The 14,292-nt window shown below is 57.0% G+C and carries 13 protein-coding genes; 5 read left to right on the forward strand and 8 right to left on the reverse strand.

Going from position 1 to position 14,292, the window contains the following annotated elements; all coding sequences use genetic code 11:
* Positions 1-4 precede the first annotated feature (4 nt).
* Entirely contained in the window at positions 5-337 is a 333-nt protein-coding gene (locus tag GQR96_RS24575; RefSeq protein WP_004202272.1) for a YceK/YidQ family lipoprotein, read from the forward strand.
* 1 nt (position 338) lies between these two features.
* Here GQR96_RS24575 and GQR96_RS24580 read toward each other — a convergent pair whose 3' ends face one another.
* From GQR96_RS24580 to dnaA, 8 genes are all read right to left on the reverse strand, one after another.
* On the reverse strand, positions 339-1,565 hold the full coding sequence (locus tag GQR96_RS24580) for a DUF3748 domain-containing protein (RefSeq protein WP_049092140.1): 1,227 nt from the start codon (positions 1,563-1,565) through the stop codon (positions 339-341).
* A 77-nt stretch (positions 1,566-1,642) separates the two neighbouring features.
* Complete coding sequence (locus tag GQR96_RS24585; protein ID WP_164877811.1) at positions 1,643-2,758, reverse strand: BamA/TamA family outer membrane protein; 1,116 nt, start codon at positions 2,756-2,758, stop codon at positions 1,643-1,645.
* A gap of 20 nt (positions 2,759-2,778) precedes the next feature.
* Positions 2,779-3,861: a porin family protein gene (locus GQR96_RS24590; protein ID WP_074384305.1), complete on the reverse strand. Its 1,083-nt coding sequence runs from the start codon at positions 3,859-3,861 to the stop codon at positions 2,779-2,781.
* Between the two features lie 150 nt (positions 3,862-4,011).
* A complete protein-coding gene (gene yidA, locus GQR96_RS24595) occupies positions 4,012-4,824 on the reverse strand; it encodes a sugar-phosphatase (RefSeq protein ID WP_004202280.1) in 813 nt (270 codons plus the stop codon).
* Between the two features lie 198 nt (positions 4,825-5,022).
* Entirely contained in the window at positions 5,023-7,437 is a 2,415-nt protein-coding gene (gene gyrB / locus GQR96_RS24600) for a DNA topoisomerase (ATP-hydrolyzing) subunit B (RefSeq protein ID WP_004202281.1), read from the reverse strand.
* Between the two features lie 28 nt (positions 7,438-7,465).
* Positions 7,466-8,539, reverse strand: coding sequence for a DNA replication/repair protein RecF (gene recF, locus GQR96_RS24605; protein WP_004202283.1), 1,074 nt, complete (start codon positions 8,537-8,539; stop codon positions 7,466-7,468).
* Positions 8,540-8,687: 148 nt separating this feature from the next.
* Positions 8,688-9,788 (reverse strand): DNA polymerase III subunit beta, encoded by a 1,101-nt coding sequence (gene dnaN / locus GQR96_RS24610; protein ID WP_004145090.1) that lies wholly within the window; start codon positions 9,786-9,788, stop codon positions 8,688-8,690.
* Positions 9,789-9,792: 4 nt separating this feature from the next.
* Positions 9,793-11,196: a chromosomal replication initiator protein DnaA gene (dnaA, locus tag GQR96_RS24615; RefSeq protein WP_004202285.1), complete on the reverse strand. Its 1,404-nt coding sequence runs from the start codon at positions 11,194-11,196 to the stop codon at positions 9,793-9,795.
* 621 nt (positions 11,197-11,817) lie between these two features.
* On the opposite strand from dnaA, the gene rpmH reads away from it, so the two are divergent.
* From rpmH to yidC, 4 genes are read left to right on the forward strand one after another with little or no spacing between them, the layout of a single operon-like run.
* Entirely contained in the window at positions 11,818-11,958 is a 141-nt protein-coding gene (rpmH, locus tag GQR96_RS24620; protein ID WP_000831330.1) for a 50S ribosomal protein L34, read from the forward strand.
* A gap of 15 nt (positions 11,959-11,973) precedes the next feature.
* A complete protein-coding gene (gene rnpA, locus GQR96_RS24625; protein WP_004151535.1) occupies positions 11,974-12,333 on the forward strand; it encodes a ribonuclease P protein component in 360 nt (119 codons plus the stop codon).
* Positions 12,297-12,554 (forward strand): membrane protein insertion efficiency factor YidD, encoded by a 258-nt coding sequence (gene yidD, locus GQR96_RS24630; protein ID WP_004151536.1) that lies wholly within the window; start codon positions 12,297-12,299, stop codon positions 12,552-12,554. Before rnpA ends, yidD begins: the two co-directional genes overlap by 37 nt.
* 2 nt (positions 12,555-12,556) lie before the next feature.
* Complete coding sequence (gene yidC, locus GQR96_RS24635) at positions 12,557-14,203, forward strand: membrane protein insertase YidC (protein WP_017899657.1); 1,647 nt, start codon at positions 12,557-12,559, stop codon at positions 14,201-14,203.
* The last annotated feature ends 89 nt before the right edge of the window (positions 14,204-14,292 follow it).

Below are 14,292 nucleotides of genomic sequence, written 5' to 3' on the forward strand. Positions count from 1 at the left end.
AACAATGAAAAGCAGACGACTGTTAAAGCTGGTCCTGTTCAGCGGGATAATAAGCCTGAGCGGTTGCTCCAGCGTAATGTCACATACCGGTGGCAAAGAGGGAACCTATCCGGGCACGCGATCCAGTGCGCAAACGCTGGGGGACAGCAATACCAACTGGGGTGTGAAATCGCTGGTGGCGCTGGACATGCCGTTCACCGCCGTCATGGATACCCTGCTGCTGCCGTGGGATATGTTCCGCACCGACAGCTCAATCAAATCTCGGGTCGAAAAGAGCGAGAAGGCCACGCTGGCGACCAACTCGGTGATCCCGCCAGCGCCTATGCCTGCCCAGTAAGTTATCGCCCGGTCTGCGTAACCCACAGCTGACGATAACCGTCCACCTCCTCCATCCAGGCAATCTGTTTACCGTCTGGCGAAAAGACGATCGCGTCCGCCGAGGGCGCATGAGCATGCGCCTCGGTTAAAAAGGTGATATCGCCTGTGCCGGCATGACAGCAGGCAATCCGCCCCTCCAGTACAAAGCCCAGCCACTCTCCCGACGGATGCCAGTTAAACGCCGACTGGATACCCGACGCGTGATGCGTCAACTGCCGCGGCTCGCCCCCCCGCGGGGAAATAAGCCATAGCTGCACTACGCCGGCGTCGTCGCGCATCAGAAAGGCTATCGCCGTCGCCTGCGGATTGGCGCGCACCCAGTGGCGCGGAACGTTCACCAGCCCCGGGTAGCGGCGATGATGAGTGAAGGTCAAACGACGCTGACTGACGCCCGCCGGCGGCGCCGGCATCGTGGTTGCGGTGCCCGCCAGCGGCGCCCCGCCGGGCTGCTTCCAGCCGGCTTCATCCTGCGGCAGCTCGACAATAAACAGCTCCGGGACTTTGTCGCCGTTTTCCGCCAGCGTATCGCCAATAAACGCCAGCGCATGGTTCCCGACCCAGCCCTCTTCATAGGCGCGATTAATCTCATCGCTGCCCGGCGCGGGAGTCGGCGTCGTGCGGCTCACCAGCACGCACCAGTGGCTGCCGCCGTATTCGCGCGGATGGTGGCCCGGCGGCGTCACTGGTCCATACGGCGCCGCCACGCCGACGTTGCGCAGATCCAGCGCCGGGTCGCGCTCATGCAGCACATGATCGTTGTAGGTAAAACTGACCAGTTGGCCGTTGGGGCTATAGACATGGACGTGGCTGCCGCCGCGCAGCGCCCCGGGGGTGTAAGGGGCGGTAATGTCCATGGCGTCCAGATTCTCGACGGCTCCCTGAAAGGCCACCACCCCGCGACGGTGATGAAAATCATACTGCCACTGTGCATCCGGCCGCTCGGGGCCATGAATAAACACATAGCGATCCTGGGTTGGATGCACGGTCACCACGCCGACGTGCGCGCCTTGCGTGGCACGATAAATGGTCTCCACCGCGCCGCTGTTTACGTTCACTCGCTCTATGGTCTCGCCGGTGAACGACGCGCCGGACGGGCGAACGTCGTACACCAGCCACTGGCTGTCGGGGGTCCAGGTGCGGGTGTTGGTGAGCTGGTGGTTGCGAGGAGCAAAGGTAACTTGTTTCATGGTGTGCTGACCGGGCCGATATGAGAGTAGCCTTAGCATACCGCAATCCGCACCGGGTTGAATGCCCGGCGACGAGCTTAAAACGCTTCGCCGACCTGGAAGTAAAAGCCGCTGCTGCCTTTGCCGATACCGTAGTCGAGGCGAACGTTAACGCGAGGTTTGAATTCAAAGCGGTAGCCAACGCCCGCCGAAGGCAGCCAGCGGTCATTATTCAGCGACGACAGTGAAGGCCCCATGGTTCCCGCCCCGGCCCAGGCGACAATCCCGTGCCGCCAGGTGAGCTGCCGGCGATATTCCAGCTGGCTGCTGAAGACGTTTTTATCCCGGTAGCGCCCCTGGTAGTAGCCGCGCATCCGTTCATCGCTGCCCAGCAGCGGCATCATGCTCCACGGTACCTCGCCCTGGGTGAAGGCGCCATCGGCCTCCCAGGCGAGGACGCTCTTCTCGCTGAGGGCATGATAATGGCTGTAGTGCAGCTGAAATTCTTCAAAGCGGGTATCGCTGCCTAAGCCGGGCGCATAGTGGGTGTAACGGAAGTTGGCATACTGACCCCGGCGCGGATTGGGGACGAAGTCGCGATCGTCCCAGTTGAGCGCGACGCTGGCACCCGAGCTGAATACCGACGGTCCCTGCGGGGTATTTTCAATTTTCGGCAGATCGTTATGGTCCATCTTATCGGCATTCTGCGCCGCCAGCGACCATCCAGCGCCGAGATAAACATTGTCGATGAGCTGCCGGTAGACCGTCGGGCGCAGGGTCAGCACCTGGGCGGTATATTTCTCTTTTTCGTTGTCTTTATCGCCGGCATGAAAGCCTTGTCCCCAGAAGTACGTCGGGGTGTTGGCCATTGAACCATCAACAAAAATTCGCCATCGGTCGTGGTCAAAAAAAGCGTAGTTTTTCACGCTAAGGCCAAAGGCGCCGGTGGAGCTGGCGTAGCCGCTGAGCGTCAGCGTGGAATTCTGGCTGGTGGTATCCTGCGGATCGGGACGGTAGAGACCGACGACGGCAGTGCCGATGCCCAGCCCCAGCTCCGGCGTATAAAACGGACCGGGCATCATGCCCCAGTCAATGCCTTTGCTGGCGTCGAACTTATCGCTGGCGCCGAGATGCTGCAGCCAGCCGTCGATTTGCTCGCGGCTGATGGCCTTGGCCTGGACCGGCGCGCATAGCGCGCATGTCAGAAGCAACAGAACAGGGTTAAGCGGTCGGCTCAAAAGCGATACTCACCGGAGATAAGGAAGCTGTTACGTTCGGCAAAACCAAACTCCGTGGTGATGTTAAAATTCTGCGTCAGCTCATACTGTGCGCCCACCAGCACGTTCCACGGCGATTGCAGATGCTGCTTCACATCGAAGCGACCGTTATTGTCCTGGTTGGCCAGGTTGACCATGTTTTGCAGCAGCGGCGACGGCATCGAGAGATCGTTAAGGCTGCCCTTAAACTCCTGCTGCACGTCCTGATACATGCTGCCGACCCACAGGTTCAGCTTACCGGCGGGGAGATGTAGCGCATCGACCGAAGGCGTAATGAAACGATAGCCTACGCGCGGCGAAAAGGTAAACGCATCAATACTGCCGTCGAGGATATCAAAGCGGGTCTGGGTGTAGTTAGCGTCCAGCACCGTAAACCAGTTGCCGACGCCGCCCACCAGCGTGGTGCCCATCCCATAGGTGGTACCTTTAAAATCGAGGCGAAAGTCGAGGTCCTGCATCCCGGGCATGGGCACCACTTTGCCGTTCGGTCCCTTCAGGCCGACGGCAATCTGCGAAATGGAGTGTCCCTCGGTGTGCCCCACCAGGCCATAAACATTCATAAACGGCAGCAGCCAGGCATCCAGCTTGAGCGTCTCGGTTTTGCTGCTTTCCCGCGTATGACCAACGCCAATCTGGAAGGCGTTATCCAGTGAGACCGGCCCCTTAGCGAAAATGTTCTTCACGGCGTGTTTGCAAACAGGATCCTTACCGCAATCGATATTGCGGCCGTCCAGCGACAGGCCGGTGAAGCTAATGCTGTCGACATTAATATTCTGCCGCATATCCATATAATTAATGCTGACGCCAAACGGCAGCGGCAGGACGTAGCCACGTTTTCTGGCCTCATCGCCTAGAAATGGCAATATCGGCGCCGATTCCGCTGTCTCAGTCTCGGTGTCGACCGGCGCCGGCAGATCCGCAGGCTCGGCGCCGTGATAGGCGTACGCCGGCTCAAGCGGCGTCGTTGGTTCCGCGGCCGCGCAAATCTGAACAGAGGCGAATGGCAGCGTAACCAACATCAAATAATGGCGTTTATTCATGAAAAATCTGATGTTAGTTCTGAATTGCAAAAAAAGAGGGCGGGTAGCTTATAGAATCCCCTGTGCGGAATAAGGGATTTAAATGCGGATTAACATCTGTTCATGAAAAAAGAGAAGACAGGCCCGAAGAACGCCGGGCCTGAAGGAAGCTTACGCTAAAACGTATTTTTCAATAGCGAAGGCGACGCCATCATCGAGGTTCGATTTGGTAATGAAGTTCGCCGCCTCTTTAACCGCCGGAATGGCGTTATCCATCGCCACGCCGACGCCGGCAAATTCTATCATCGCGATATCATTTTCCTGATCGCCAATCGCCATAATCTCTTCCGGTTTGATACCCAGCGCATCGGCCAGCGACTTCACGCCGGTGCCTTTATTGACGCGTTTATCCAGTATTTCGAGGAAGTAAGGCGCGCTTTTCAGCACGGTGTACTTCTCTTTCACTTCCGCCGGGATACGGGCGATGGCCTGGTCGAGGATCGCCGGCTCATCGATCATCATGACTTTCAGCAGCTGGATCTCAGGGTCCATCTTTTCCGCTTCGCAGAACACCAGCGGGATGGTCGCCACATAGGATTCATGCACGGTGTAGTAGCTGATATCGCGGTTTGCGGTATACAGCGTATTGCGATCGAGCGCGTGGAAGTGGGAGCCGACCTCGCGGGAAAGCTGTTCGAGGAAGCGATAGTCGTCATAGCTCAACGCGGTTTGCGCCACGGTGCTGCCGTCCCCGGCTTTTTGCACCAGCGCGCCATTGTAGGTAATGCAGTAATCACCCGGCTGCTCCATATGCAGCTCTTTCAGATAGCTGTGAACGCCGGCGTAAGGGCGGCCGGTGGTCAGCACCACGTTGACGCCGCGCTCACGCGCCGCGGCAATGGCGGCTTTCACCGCAGGAGAGATGGTATGGTCTGGCAGCAGCAGAGTGCCGTCCATATCGATTGCAATCAGTTTAATAGCCATAGGATCCCCGGGTAAGATGAGTCTTCCCTCATGCTAACGCGATTCCGCTCAAAAAACAGTAAAAGTGTCGGCCAGAAAGGGGGATGGAACCGCAGCAGAGGATTCCCCTTTTACTGGCAAAAAAAAGCCCTGTCGCGCCATGCGACCGGGCTCAGACATTCCGTTACCCCGGGCAAACTCGCTCCGGGGGAACACGGCTTAGATATCGATATTCGCCGCTTTCAGGGCGTTTTCTTCGATAAAGGCGCGACGTGGTTCAACCGCATCACCCATCAGGGTGGTGAACAGCTGATCGGCAGCAATGGCATCCTTGACGGTGACGCGCAGCATGCGGCGGCTGTCCGGATCCATGGTGGTCTCCCACAGCTGATCCGGGTTCATCTCGCCCAGACCTTTATAGCGCTGGATAGAGAGGCCGCGACGGGACTCTTTCACCAGCCAGTCCAGGGCCTGCTCGAAGCTGGCCACCGGCTGACGACGTTCGCCGCGCTCGATGTAAGCATCTTCTTCCATCAGGCCGCGCAGTTTCTCGCCCAGGGTACAGATACGGCGATATTCCGGCCCCATAATGAACTCATTATCCAGCGGATAGTCGGTGTCCACGCCGTGGGTACGAACGCGAATAACTGGTTCAAAATGCTGCAGCTCTTTGTTCTCGTGGAGATCAAATTTCCACTGGCTGCCGTGCTGCTCTTTCTCATTCAGCTCGGATACCAGCGTGTTCACCCAGCGGGTCACCTTCTGTTCGTCAGCCAGATCGGCCTCGGTCAGGGTCGGCTGATAGATAAGCTCTTTCAGCAGCGCTTTCGGGAAGCGGCGCTCCATGCGGCCAATCATTTTCTGGGTGGCGTTAAACTCGGCAACCAGTTTTTCCAGCGGTTCGCCCGCCAGCGCCGGCGCATTGGCGTTAGTATGCAGGGTCGCACCGTCAAGAGCGATAGCGATCTGATACTGATCCATCGCTTCGTCGTCTTTAATGTACTGTTCCTGTTTGCCTTTCTTCACTTTGTACAGCGGCGGCTGGGCAATATAGACGTGGCCGCGCTCGACGATCTCCGGCATCTGACGATAGAAGAAGGTCAACAGCAGGGTACGAATGTGCGAGCCGTCGACGTCCGCATCGGTCATGATGATGATGCTGTGATAGCGCAGTTTGTCCGGGTTGTACTCATCGCGGCCGATGCCGCAGCCCAGAGCGGTGATCAGCGTGGCCACTTCCTGAGAAGAGAGCATCTTGTCGAAGCGGGCTTTCTCGACGTTAAGGATTTTACCCTTCAGCGGCAGGATCGCCTGATTCTTACGGTTACGGCCCTGCTTCGCAGAGCCGCCCGCGGAGTCCCCTTCCACCAGGTACAGTTCGGAGAGCGCCGGGTCGCGTTCCTGGCAGTCCGCCAGTTTGCCCGGCAGGCCAGCCAGATCCAGCGCGCCTTTACGGCGGGTCATCTCACGGGCACGACGCGCGGCTTCGCGCGCGCGCGCGGCGTCAATAATTTTGCCGACCACGATTTTCGCATCGGACGGGTTTTCCAGCAGATATTCGCTCAGCAGTTCGTTCATCTGCTGCTCAACCGCCGATTTCACCTCGGAGGAGACCAGCTTGTCTTTGGTCTGTGAGGAGAATTTCGGATCCGGCACTTTCACCGATACCACGGCAATCAGGCCTTCACGGGCGTCGTCGCCGGTGGCGCTGACTTTCGCTTTTTTACTGTAGCCCTCTTTGTCCATGTAGGCGTTGAGGGTACGGGTCATCGCCGCACGGAAGCCGGCAAGGTGAGTACCACCGTCACGCTGCGGAATGTTATTGGTAAAGCAGTAAATGTTTTCCTGGAAGCCATCGTTCCACTGCAGGGCCACTTCCACACCGATACCGTCTTTTTCCGTAGAGAAATAGAAGATATTCGGATGGATCGGCGTTTTGTTCTTATTGAGATACTCAACGAACGCCTTGATGCCGCCTTCGTAGTGGAAATGATCTTCTTTGCCGTCACGCTTATCGCGCAGGCGGATAGAGACCCCGGAGTTCAGGAACGACAGCTCGCGCAGGCGTTTCGCCAGGATATCGTATTCAAACTCGGTGACGTTGGTGAAGGTTTCCAGGCTTGGCCAGAAACGCACCATGGTGCCGGTTTTGTCGGTTTCGCCAGTCACGGCCAGCGGCGCCTGCGGCACACCGTGTTCGTACATCTGCTTGTGAACTTTGTTATCGCGCTGGATAACCAGCTCCAGCTTCTGCGACAGGGCGTTTACCACCGAGACGCCTACGCCGTGCAGACCGCCGGAGACTTTATAGGAGTTATCATCGAATTTACCGCCAGCGTGCAGGACGGTCATGATAACTTCCGCTGCGGAGACGCCCTCTTCCGGGTGAATGCCGGTCGGGATGCCGCGGCCGTCATCCTGGACGGAGACGGAGTTATCGCTGTGGATGGTCACCACGATATCTTTGCAGTAACCCGCGAGCGCTTCGTCGATAGCGTTATCCACAACCTCGAATACCATGTGGTGCAGACCGGTGCCGTCATCCGTGTCGCCGATATACATACCCGGGCGCTTACGCACCGCATCCAGCCCTTTCAGGACTTTGATACTGGAGGAGTCATAAGAATTCGACATCAACGTTTCTCGCTCATTTAATCTTGGGTTAATCCGTTATTTTACCTTTTTCCACGCGGAACATCTTCGAATTTTTGTCCGACATGTCCATAACGTGCTCAGCGCTGATCGCGCTGACGAAAACCTGCGACTGCGTCGCTTTCAGGCGACTGGATAACAGACCGCGGCGGGCATCATCGAGTTCCGAGGCAAAATCATCTATCAGGTACAGGCAGCGCCGCCCGCTGACGCGGGTGAGGAACTCGCCCTGCGCCAGACGCAGGGCGCACATCAGCAGCTTAAGCTGCCCGCGCGACAAGGTATCTTCCACCGGCGCCCCGTCGGCACGAATACGGAAATCCGCTTTATGCGGGCCGTGGGCGGTATAGGTTAACATTCTGTCGCGCTCGAAATTCCGCTCCAGCACTTCAGCGTAGTCGGTCTCTTTTTCCCAGCCGCGCTGGAAGGAGAAAGAGAGCGAGAATTCCGGTAAAAATTGCTGACAGGTATCCGCCATGTCTTCGACGATAGCGGCGCTGTATTCGGCACGCCAGCGGCTGATCTGCTCCGCCAGCGGGATTAATTCCAGATCCCATGGCCGCAGCTGGGCATAGCGGCTGACCTGACGCAGCGCGGCGTTGCGCTGCTTGACCAGGCGCTTCAGGTTGCTCCAGGCGGTGAAGAATCCGGCTTCGTTATGAAAGCATCCCCAGTCAAGGAATGCTCTTCTGTATTTGGGGCCGCCGTTGAGTAAAGTAAACCCCTCCGGCGTAATCAGCTGCATCGGCATCAGGTGCGCCAGCTCCGCCACTTTGTGGCCGTCGGTGCCGTCGATACGCACCTTGCTGTCGCCCTGTTTGTCTTTGGTCAGGCCGATGGCGGTTTCCCGCTCTTCGCCCTGTAAACGCCCGTGCAGAACAAACGCATCCTGCTCGTGGCGGATCACCCGGCCAATTTGCAAACTGCGAAACGCCCGGCCGTGGCCAAGCGTGTAGATGGCTTCCAGCACGCTGGTTTTGCCGCTGCCGTTGGCGCCAACCAGGAAGTTAAAGCCGGGAGATAAAGCGAGATCCGCATGTTCAATATTGCGGAAGTCTTTGATCAGGAGTCGGGATAGCGACATATCAGCTCGTCATCATTCAAGGGGCGTGGGTGTCGCAGCCAGTTCGTCTACCGCCAGCGCGCAGAAAGCGGAGCGTACACGAAGTACGTGAGCATTTCGAGCACTGCCGGAAGGCGAAATGGCAAGTAAACCAGCCCCTTTGCAGATTCTACAATCGCATTGGCATGACAACGTAGGCGGCGGATTGCGAAGCCGCATCCTCAATCTGCACGCTCGACACCGAATCCGTCAGCAGAATCCGTACATTCTCGCACTTCAGCGCGTTCAGCACATCCAGCACGTAGCTAACGTTGAAGCCAATCTCCATCTCCGTTCCGGCGTAGGTCACGTCCAGAATCTCTTCCGCTTCTTCCTGCTCCGGGTTATTGGCGGTGATTTTCAGCTGATTTTCGCTCACGTACAGCCGCACGCCGCGGAATTTCTCATTGGAGAGAATCGCCGCGCGGGCAAAAGCCTGCTTCAGAATATCGCAGCCCGCTTCGAGGTGTTTATCCGGATTTTTCGGCAATACGCGGCGATAATCCGGGAAACGGCCATCAACCAGCTTCGAAGTGAAGATAAAATCGCCGACGTGGGCGCGGATGTTATTGCTGCCAATCTGCACGCGCAGCGGCGTATCACCGCCGTCGAGCATCCGCATCAGCTCAATCACCCCTTTACGCGGCACGATCACCGAATGGTTCGGCAGCGACGCTTCCAGCGGCATCGAACAGACCGCCAGACGGTGGCCGTCGGTAGCAACGGTGCGCAGTTCGCTGCCTTCGGTTTCGAACAGCATACCGTTTAAGTAGTAACGAACATCCTGGTGCGCCATCGAGAACTGGGTCGCTTCGATCAGACGCTTCATGGTCGCCTGCGGCAGGGTAAATTCCACCTCGCTCTGCCAGTCGTCAAGATTCGGGAAATCGGCAGCGGGCAGGGTCGACAGCGAGAAGCGGCTGCGGCCGGAACGCACCAGCATGCGATCGCCTTCCAGCTGCACCGCGATCTCCGCGCCTTCCGGCAGGCCGCGGCAGATATCAAAGAATTTACGCGCCGGAACGGTGGTGGCGCCCGCTTCGTGCGGCTGAACCAGCGCCACGCGCGCCACCATCTCCATTTCAAGATCGGTACCGGTCAGCGACAGCGCGCCGTCCGCGACCTGAAGCAGCAGGTTACCGAGAATGGGCAGCGTCGGACGACCACCTAACGGACCGCTCACCTGTTGCAGCGGTTTTAATAAATGTTCACGTTCTACGGTAAATTTCATAGCGTCACGAGGATAATGTTCTGATTAAATTGGAAAAATCTTCTTTAATGTCGTGGCTTTCTTCACGCAGCTGCTCAATCTTGCGGCAGGCGTGCAGCACGGTGGTATGGTCGCGGCCGCCAAACGCATCGCCGATTTCCGGCAGGCTGTGGTTGGTCAGCTCTTTGGCCAGCGCCATCGCCATCTGGCGAGGACGCGCCACCGAACGGGAGCGGCGTTTGGACAGCAGATCCGCTACCTTAATCTTGTAGTACTCCGCCACCGTCTTTTGAATATTGTCGATGGTGACCAGTTTTTCCTGCAGCGCCAGCAAATCGCGCAGCGCTTCGCGCACGAAATCGATGGTGATCGCCCGGCCGGTGAAGTTGGCGTTGGCGATAACGCGGTTCAGCGCCCCCTCCAGCTCACGCACGTTTGAGCGCAGACGCTTGGCAATAAAGAACGCTACTTCACCCGGCAGGCGGATGTCGTTCTCATCGGCTTTTTTCATCAGGATCGCGACGCGGGTTTCCAGCTCCGGCGGCTCGATCGCCACCGTCAGCCCCCAGCCGAAGCGGGATTTCAGACGATCTTCTACGCCGTTGATCTCTTTGGGATAACGATCCGAGGTCAAAATGATCTGCTGATTACCTTCCAGCAGAGCATTGAAGGTATGGAAAAACTCTTCCTGGGATCGCTCTTTATTGGCGAAGAACTGAATGTCATCGATCAGCAGGGCGTCAACGGATCGGTAGTAGCGCTTAAATTCTTCGATGGCGTTGTTCTGCAGCGCTTTAACCATGTCCTGAACGAAACGCTCCGAGTGCATATAGACCACTTTGGCGTTCGGTTTACGGGCCACGATACCGTTCCCCACCGCGTGCAGCAGGTGGGTTTTGCCCAGACCCGTCCCGCCATAAAGGAACAGGGGGTTGTAGGCGCCGCCCGGGTTATCCGCCACCTGACGCGCCGCCGCGCGGGCCAGCTGGTTAGATTTACCTTCGACGAAGTTATCAAACGTGTGTTTCACGTTAACGTTAGAACGGTAGGTCGGCTCCGCTGGCGCCGGGACATTATCCCAGCCAGGGCGCACGATCGTCGGCGCCACGCGCGCGGTCTGCACCTGCGCCGCCGGGATAGTCGCTGCGGCCGGGCTTACCGCTCCTTTCTGCAGCGAGCTGGTGGGCTTAGCGCCCACCTCAAAACGCAGCTGCGGGGCGTCCGCACCGCAAAAATCATTGAGGAGTCCATTGATATTATTGAGGTATTTGTCCCTTACCCAGTCGAGCACAAAACGGTTTGGCGCATACAGTGCCAGCGTGTTATCGCTCAGTTCCGCCTGCAATGGGCGGATCCACATGCTGAATTCTGTGGCTGGTAACTCATCCTGCAATCGGGCAAGACACTGCTGCCAAAGCGAAAGTGACACGGCGGACTCCACTCGAACATAAAATCGATATCAAAGAAAAACTGAAACAATCGTGATTGTTGGCACACGTCGACAAGACCCTGCATTAGCCGAAAAGCCCCTGCACAAAAGGGGTGACGTGCGAACCGCTATCTGCGGTTATTTCCCGCTGCGGATCCGGGGATCGCGATCGGGACCGGGGATCATAGCCTAAACTGAGAAAGAGATCTTGTGTTTCTCAACAGATTCTTCCCGATTTATCCACAGGAAGGATCGAAACCGGGTAAGTGTAATCGATCCTGGAAGGAGTGAAGCACGATTTCCGCCGCATATTGGAAAAATTAATGAGCTATGCCGCTTTTGGGCGCAAACGATCTAACAAAGATCCTTCAGGATCCTTGCGCTTTACTGGCCAGGCCGTATAATCCCCCACCCGGCGCGTAATGCCCGTTTTCGTCACACGTCTCAGCTTATTTTTTGTGCGACGAGGTGCGAGAAATAAGGAAAGAGAATTGACTCCGGAGTGTACAATTATTACAATCCGGCCTCTTTAATCACCCACGCTGAGGCGTAAGTCGTTCGAAGTTCGTTCGGGTCTACGCAAAAGTCAGTGAATTTATTCAAGTTTAGGTAGAAATCGCCATGAAACGCACTTTTCAACCGTCTGTACTGAAGCGCAACCGTTCTCACGGCTTCCGTGCTCGTATGGCTACTAAAAATGGTCGTCAGGTTCTGGCACGTCGTCGTGCTAAAGGCCGCGCTCGTCTGACCGTTTCCAAGTAATAAAGCTAACCCTGCGTGGTTAAGCTCGCATTTCCCAGGGAGTTACGCTTGTTAACTCCCAGTCATTTCACTTTCGTCTTCCAGCAGCCACAACGGGCTGGCACGCCGCAAATCACCATCCTCGGCCGCCTGAATTCGCTGGGGCATCCCCGCATCGGTCTCACCGTCGCCAAGAAAAACGTGAAACGCGCACATGAACGCAATCGGATTAAACGTCTGACGCGTGAAAGTTTTCGTTTGCGTCAACATGAACTCCCACCTATGGATTTCGTGGTGGTGGCGAAAAGAGGGGTTGCCGACCTCGATAACCGTGCTCTCTCGGAAGCGTTGGAAAAATTATGGCGCCGCCATTGTCGCCTGGCTCGCGGGTCCTGATCGGCCTGATTCGAGTTTATCAGCGCCTGATTAGTCCGCTACTCGGGCCGCATTGTCGTTTCACCCCAACCTGTTCTCAATACGGAATTGAGGCCTTACGCAGGTTTGGAGTGATAAAAGGCAGTTGGTTGACGATGAAACGCGTATTAAAATGCCACCCTTTACACCCTGGTGGTGACGATCCCGTCCCGCCTGGACCATTTGATACCAGAGAACACTAACGATGGATTCGCAACGCAATCTTCTTATCATCGCTTTGTTGTTCGTGTCTTTCATGATCTGGCAAGCCTGGGAGCAGGACAAAAATCCGCAACCCCAGCAGCAGACCACGCAGACTACGACCACAGCAGCGGGTAGCGCCGCCGACCAGGGCGTACCGGCCAGTGGCCAGGGGAAACTGATTACGGTTAAAACCGACGTGCTTGAGCTGACTATCAACACCAACGGTGGCGATATTGAGCAGGCGCTGCTTCTGGCGTATCCAAAAACGCTGAAATCGACCGAACCGTTCCAGTTACTGGAAACCACCCCGCAGTTTGTCTACCAGGCGCAGAGCGGCTTAACCGGCCGTGACGGTCCGGATAACCCGGCAAACGGCCCGCGTCCGCTGTACAGCGTCGATAAAGAGGCGTTTGTGCTGGCCGATGGCCAGGATGAGCTCGTCATCCCGCTGACCTACACCGACAAAGCCGGCAACGTCTTCACCAAAACCTTCACCCTGAAACGCGGTGGCTATGCGGTGAACGTCGGTTATAGCGTGCAGAATGCCAGCGAGAAACCGCTGGAAGTCTCGACCTTCGGTCAGCTGAAGCAGACCGCTGCGCTGCCGTCCAGTCGCGATACGCAGACCGGCGGCCTGTCCACGATGCATACTTTCCGTGGCGCAGCGTTCTCCACCGCGGATTCGAAATACGAAAAATACAAATTCGATACCATTCTGGATAACGAAAACCTGAACGTTAGCACCAAAAACGGTTGGGTTGCCATGCTGCAGCAGTACTTCACCACCGCGTGGGTGCCGCAGAATAACGGGACGAATAACTTCTATACCGCCAACCTCGGCAACGGCATTGTTGCTATCGGCTATAAATCCCAGCCGGTACTGGTACAGCCTGGCCAAACCGACAAACTGCAGAGCACGCTGTGGGTCGGCCCGGCGATTCAGGACAAAATGGCTGCCGTCGCGCCGCACCTGGATCTGACCGTCGACTACGGCTGGCTGTGGTTCATCTCCCAACCGCTGTTCAAGCTGCTGAAGTTCATCCACAGCTTCCTCGGCAACTGGGGCTTCTCGATCATCGTCATCACCTTTATCGTTCGTGGCATCATGTACCCGCTGACCAAAGCGCAGTACACCTCCATGGCGAAGATGCGTATGCTGCAGCCGAAGATTCAGGCCATGCGCGAGCGTCTGGGCGACGATAAACAACGTCAAAGCCAGGAGATGATGGCGCTGTATAAAGCGGAGAAAGTGAACCCGCTGGGCGGCTGCTTCCCGCTGATTATTCAGATGCCGATCTTCCTTGCGCTGTACTACATGCTGAGCGCCTCGGTTGAACTGCGTCATGCGCCGTTTATCCTGTGGATCCACGACCTGTCTGCTCAGGACCCGTACTACATCCTGCCGATCATCATGGGCGCGACGATGTTCTTCATCCAGAAGATGTCGCCGACCACCGTGACTGACCCGATGCAGCAGAAGATCATGACCTTTATGCCGGTCATCTTCACGGTGTTCTTCCTGTGGTTCCCGTCTGGCCTGGTGGTGTACTACATCGTCAGCAACCTGGTGACCATTATTCAGCAGCAGCTGATTTACCGTGGTCTGGAGAAGCGTGGCCTGCATAGCCGCGAGAAGAAGAAATCCTGATACTCTTCATTCTTCAAGGCAACGCATCTGCGACTTGAATAACTTAGAGTAGTTACGGTAACGTTAATGCCAGAGAAGGCGGTCAATGG

Source organism: Klebsiella sp. PCX (assembly GCF_021869705.1).
Classification (GTDB): domain Bacteria; phylum Pseudomonadota; class Gammaproteobacteria; order Enterobacterales; family Enterobacteriaceae; genus Klebsiella; species Klebsiella quasipneumoniae.

Coding starts and splice junctions, on each gene's coding strand:
- dnaN (WP_004145090.1), bottom strand. CDS start 9,788: ATGAAATTTACCGTAGAACGTGAACATTTATTAAAACCGCTGCAACAG.
- gyrB (WP_004202281.1), bottom strand. CDS start 7,437: ATGTCGAATTCTTATGACTCCTCCAGTATCAAAGTCCTGAAAGGGCTG.
- GQR96_RS24575 (WP_004202272.1), top strand. CDS start 5: ATGAAAAGCAGACGACTGTTAAAGCTGGTCCTGTTCAGCGGGATAATA.
- rpmH (WP_000831330.1), top strand. CDS start 11,818: ATGAAACGCACTTTTCAACCGTCTGTACTGAAGCGCAACCGTTCTCAC.
- GQR96_RS24590 (WP_074384305.1), bottom strand. CDS start 3,861: ATGAATAAACGCCATTATTTGATGTTGGTTACGCTGCCATTCGCCTCT.
- yidA (WP_004202280.1), bottom strand. CDS start 4,824: ATGGCTATTAAACTGATTGCAATCGATATGGACGGCACTCTGCTGCTG.
- yidC (WP_017899657.1), top strand. CDS start 12,557: ATGGATTCGCAACGCAATCTTCTTATCATCGCTTTGTTGTTCGTGTCT.
- yidD (WP_004151536.1), top strand. CDS start 12,297: ATGGCGCCGCCATTGTCGCCTGGCTCGCGGGTCCTGATCGGCCTGATT.
- GQR96_RS24580 (WP_049092140.1), bottom strand. CDS start 1,565: ATGAAACAAGTTACCTTTGCTCCTCGCAACCACCAGCTCACCAACACC.
- recF (WP_004202283.1), bottom strand. CDS start 8,539: ATGTCGCTATCCCGACTCCTGATCAAAGACTTCCGCAATATTGAACAT.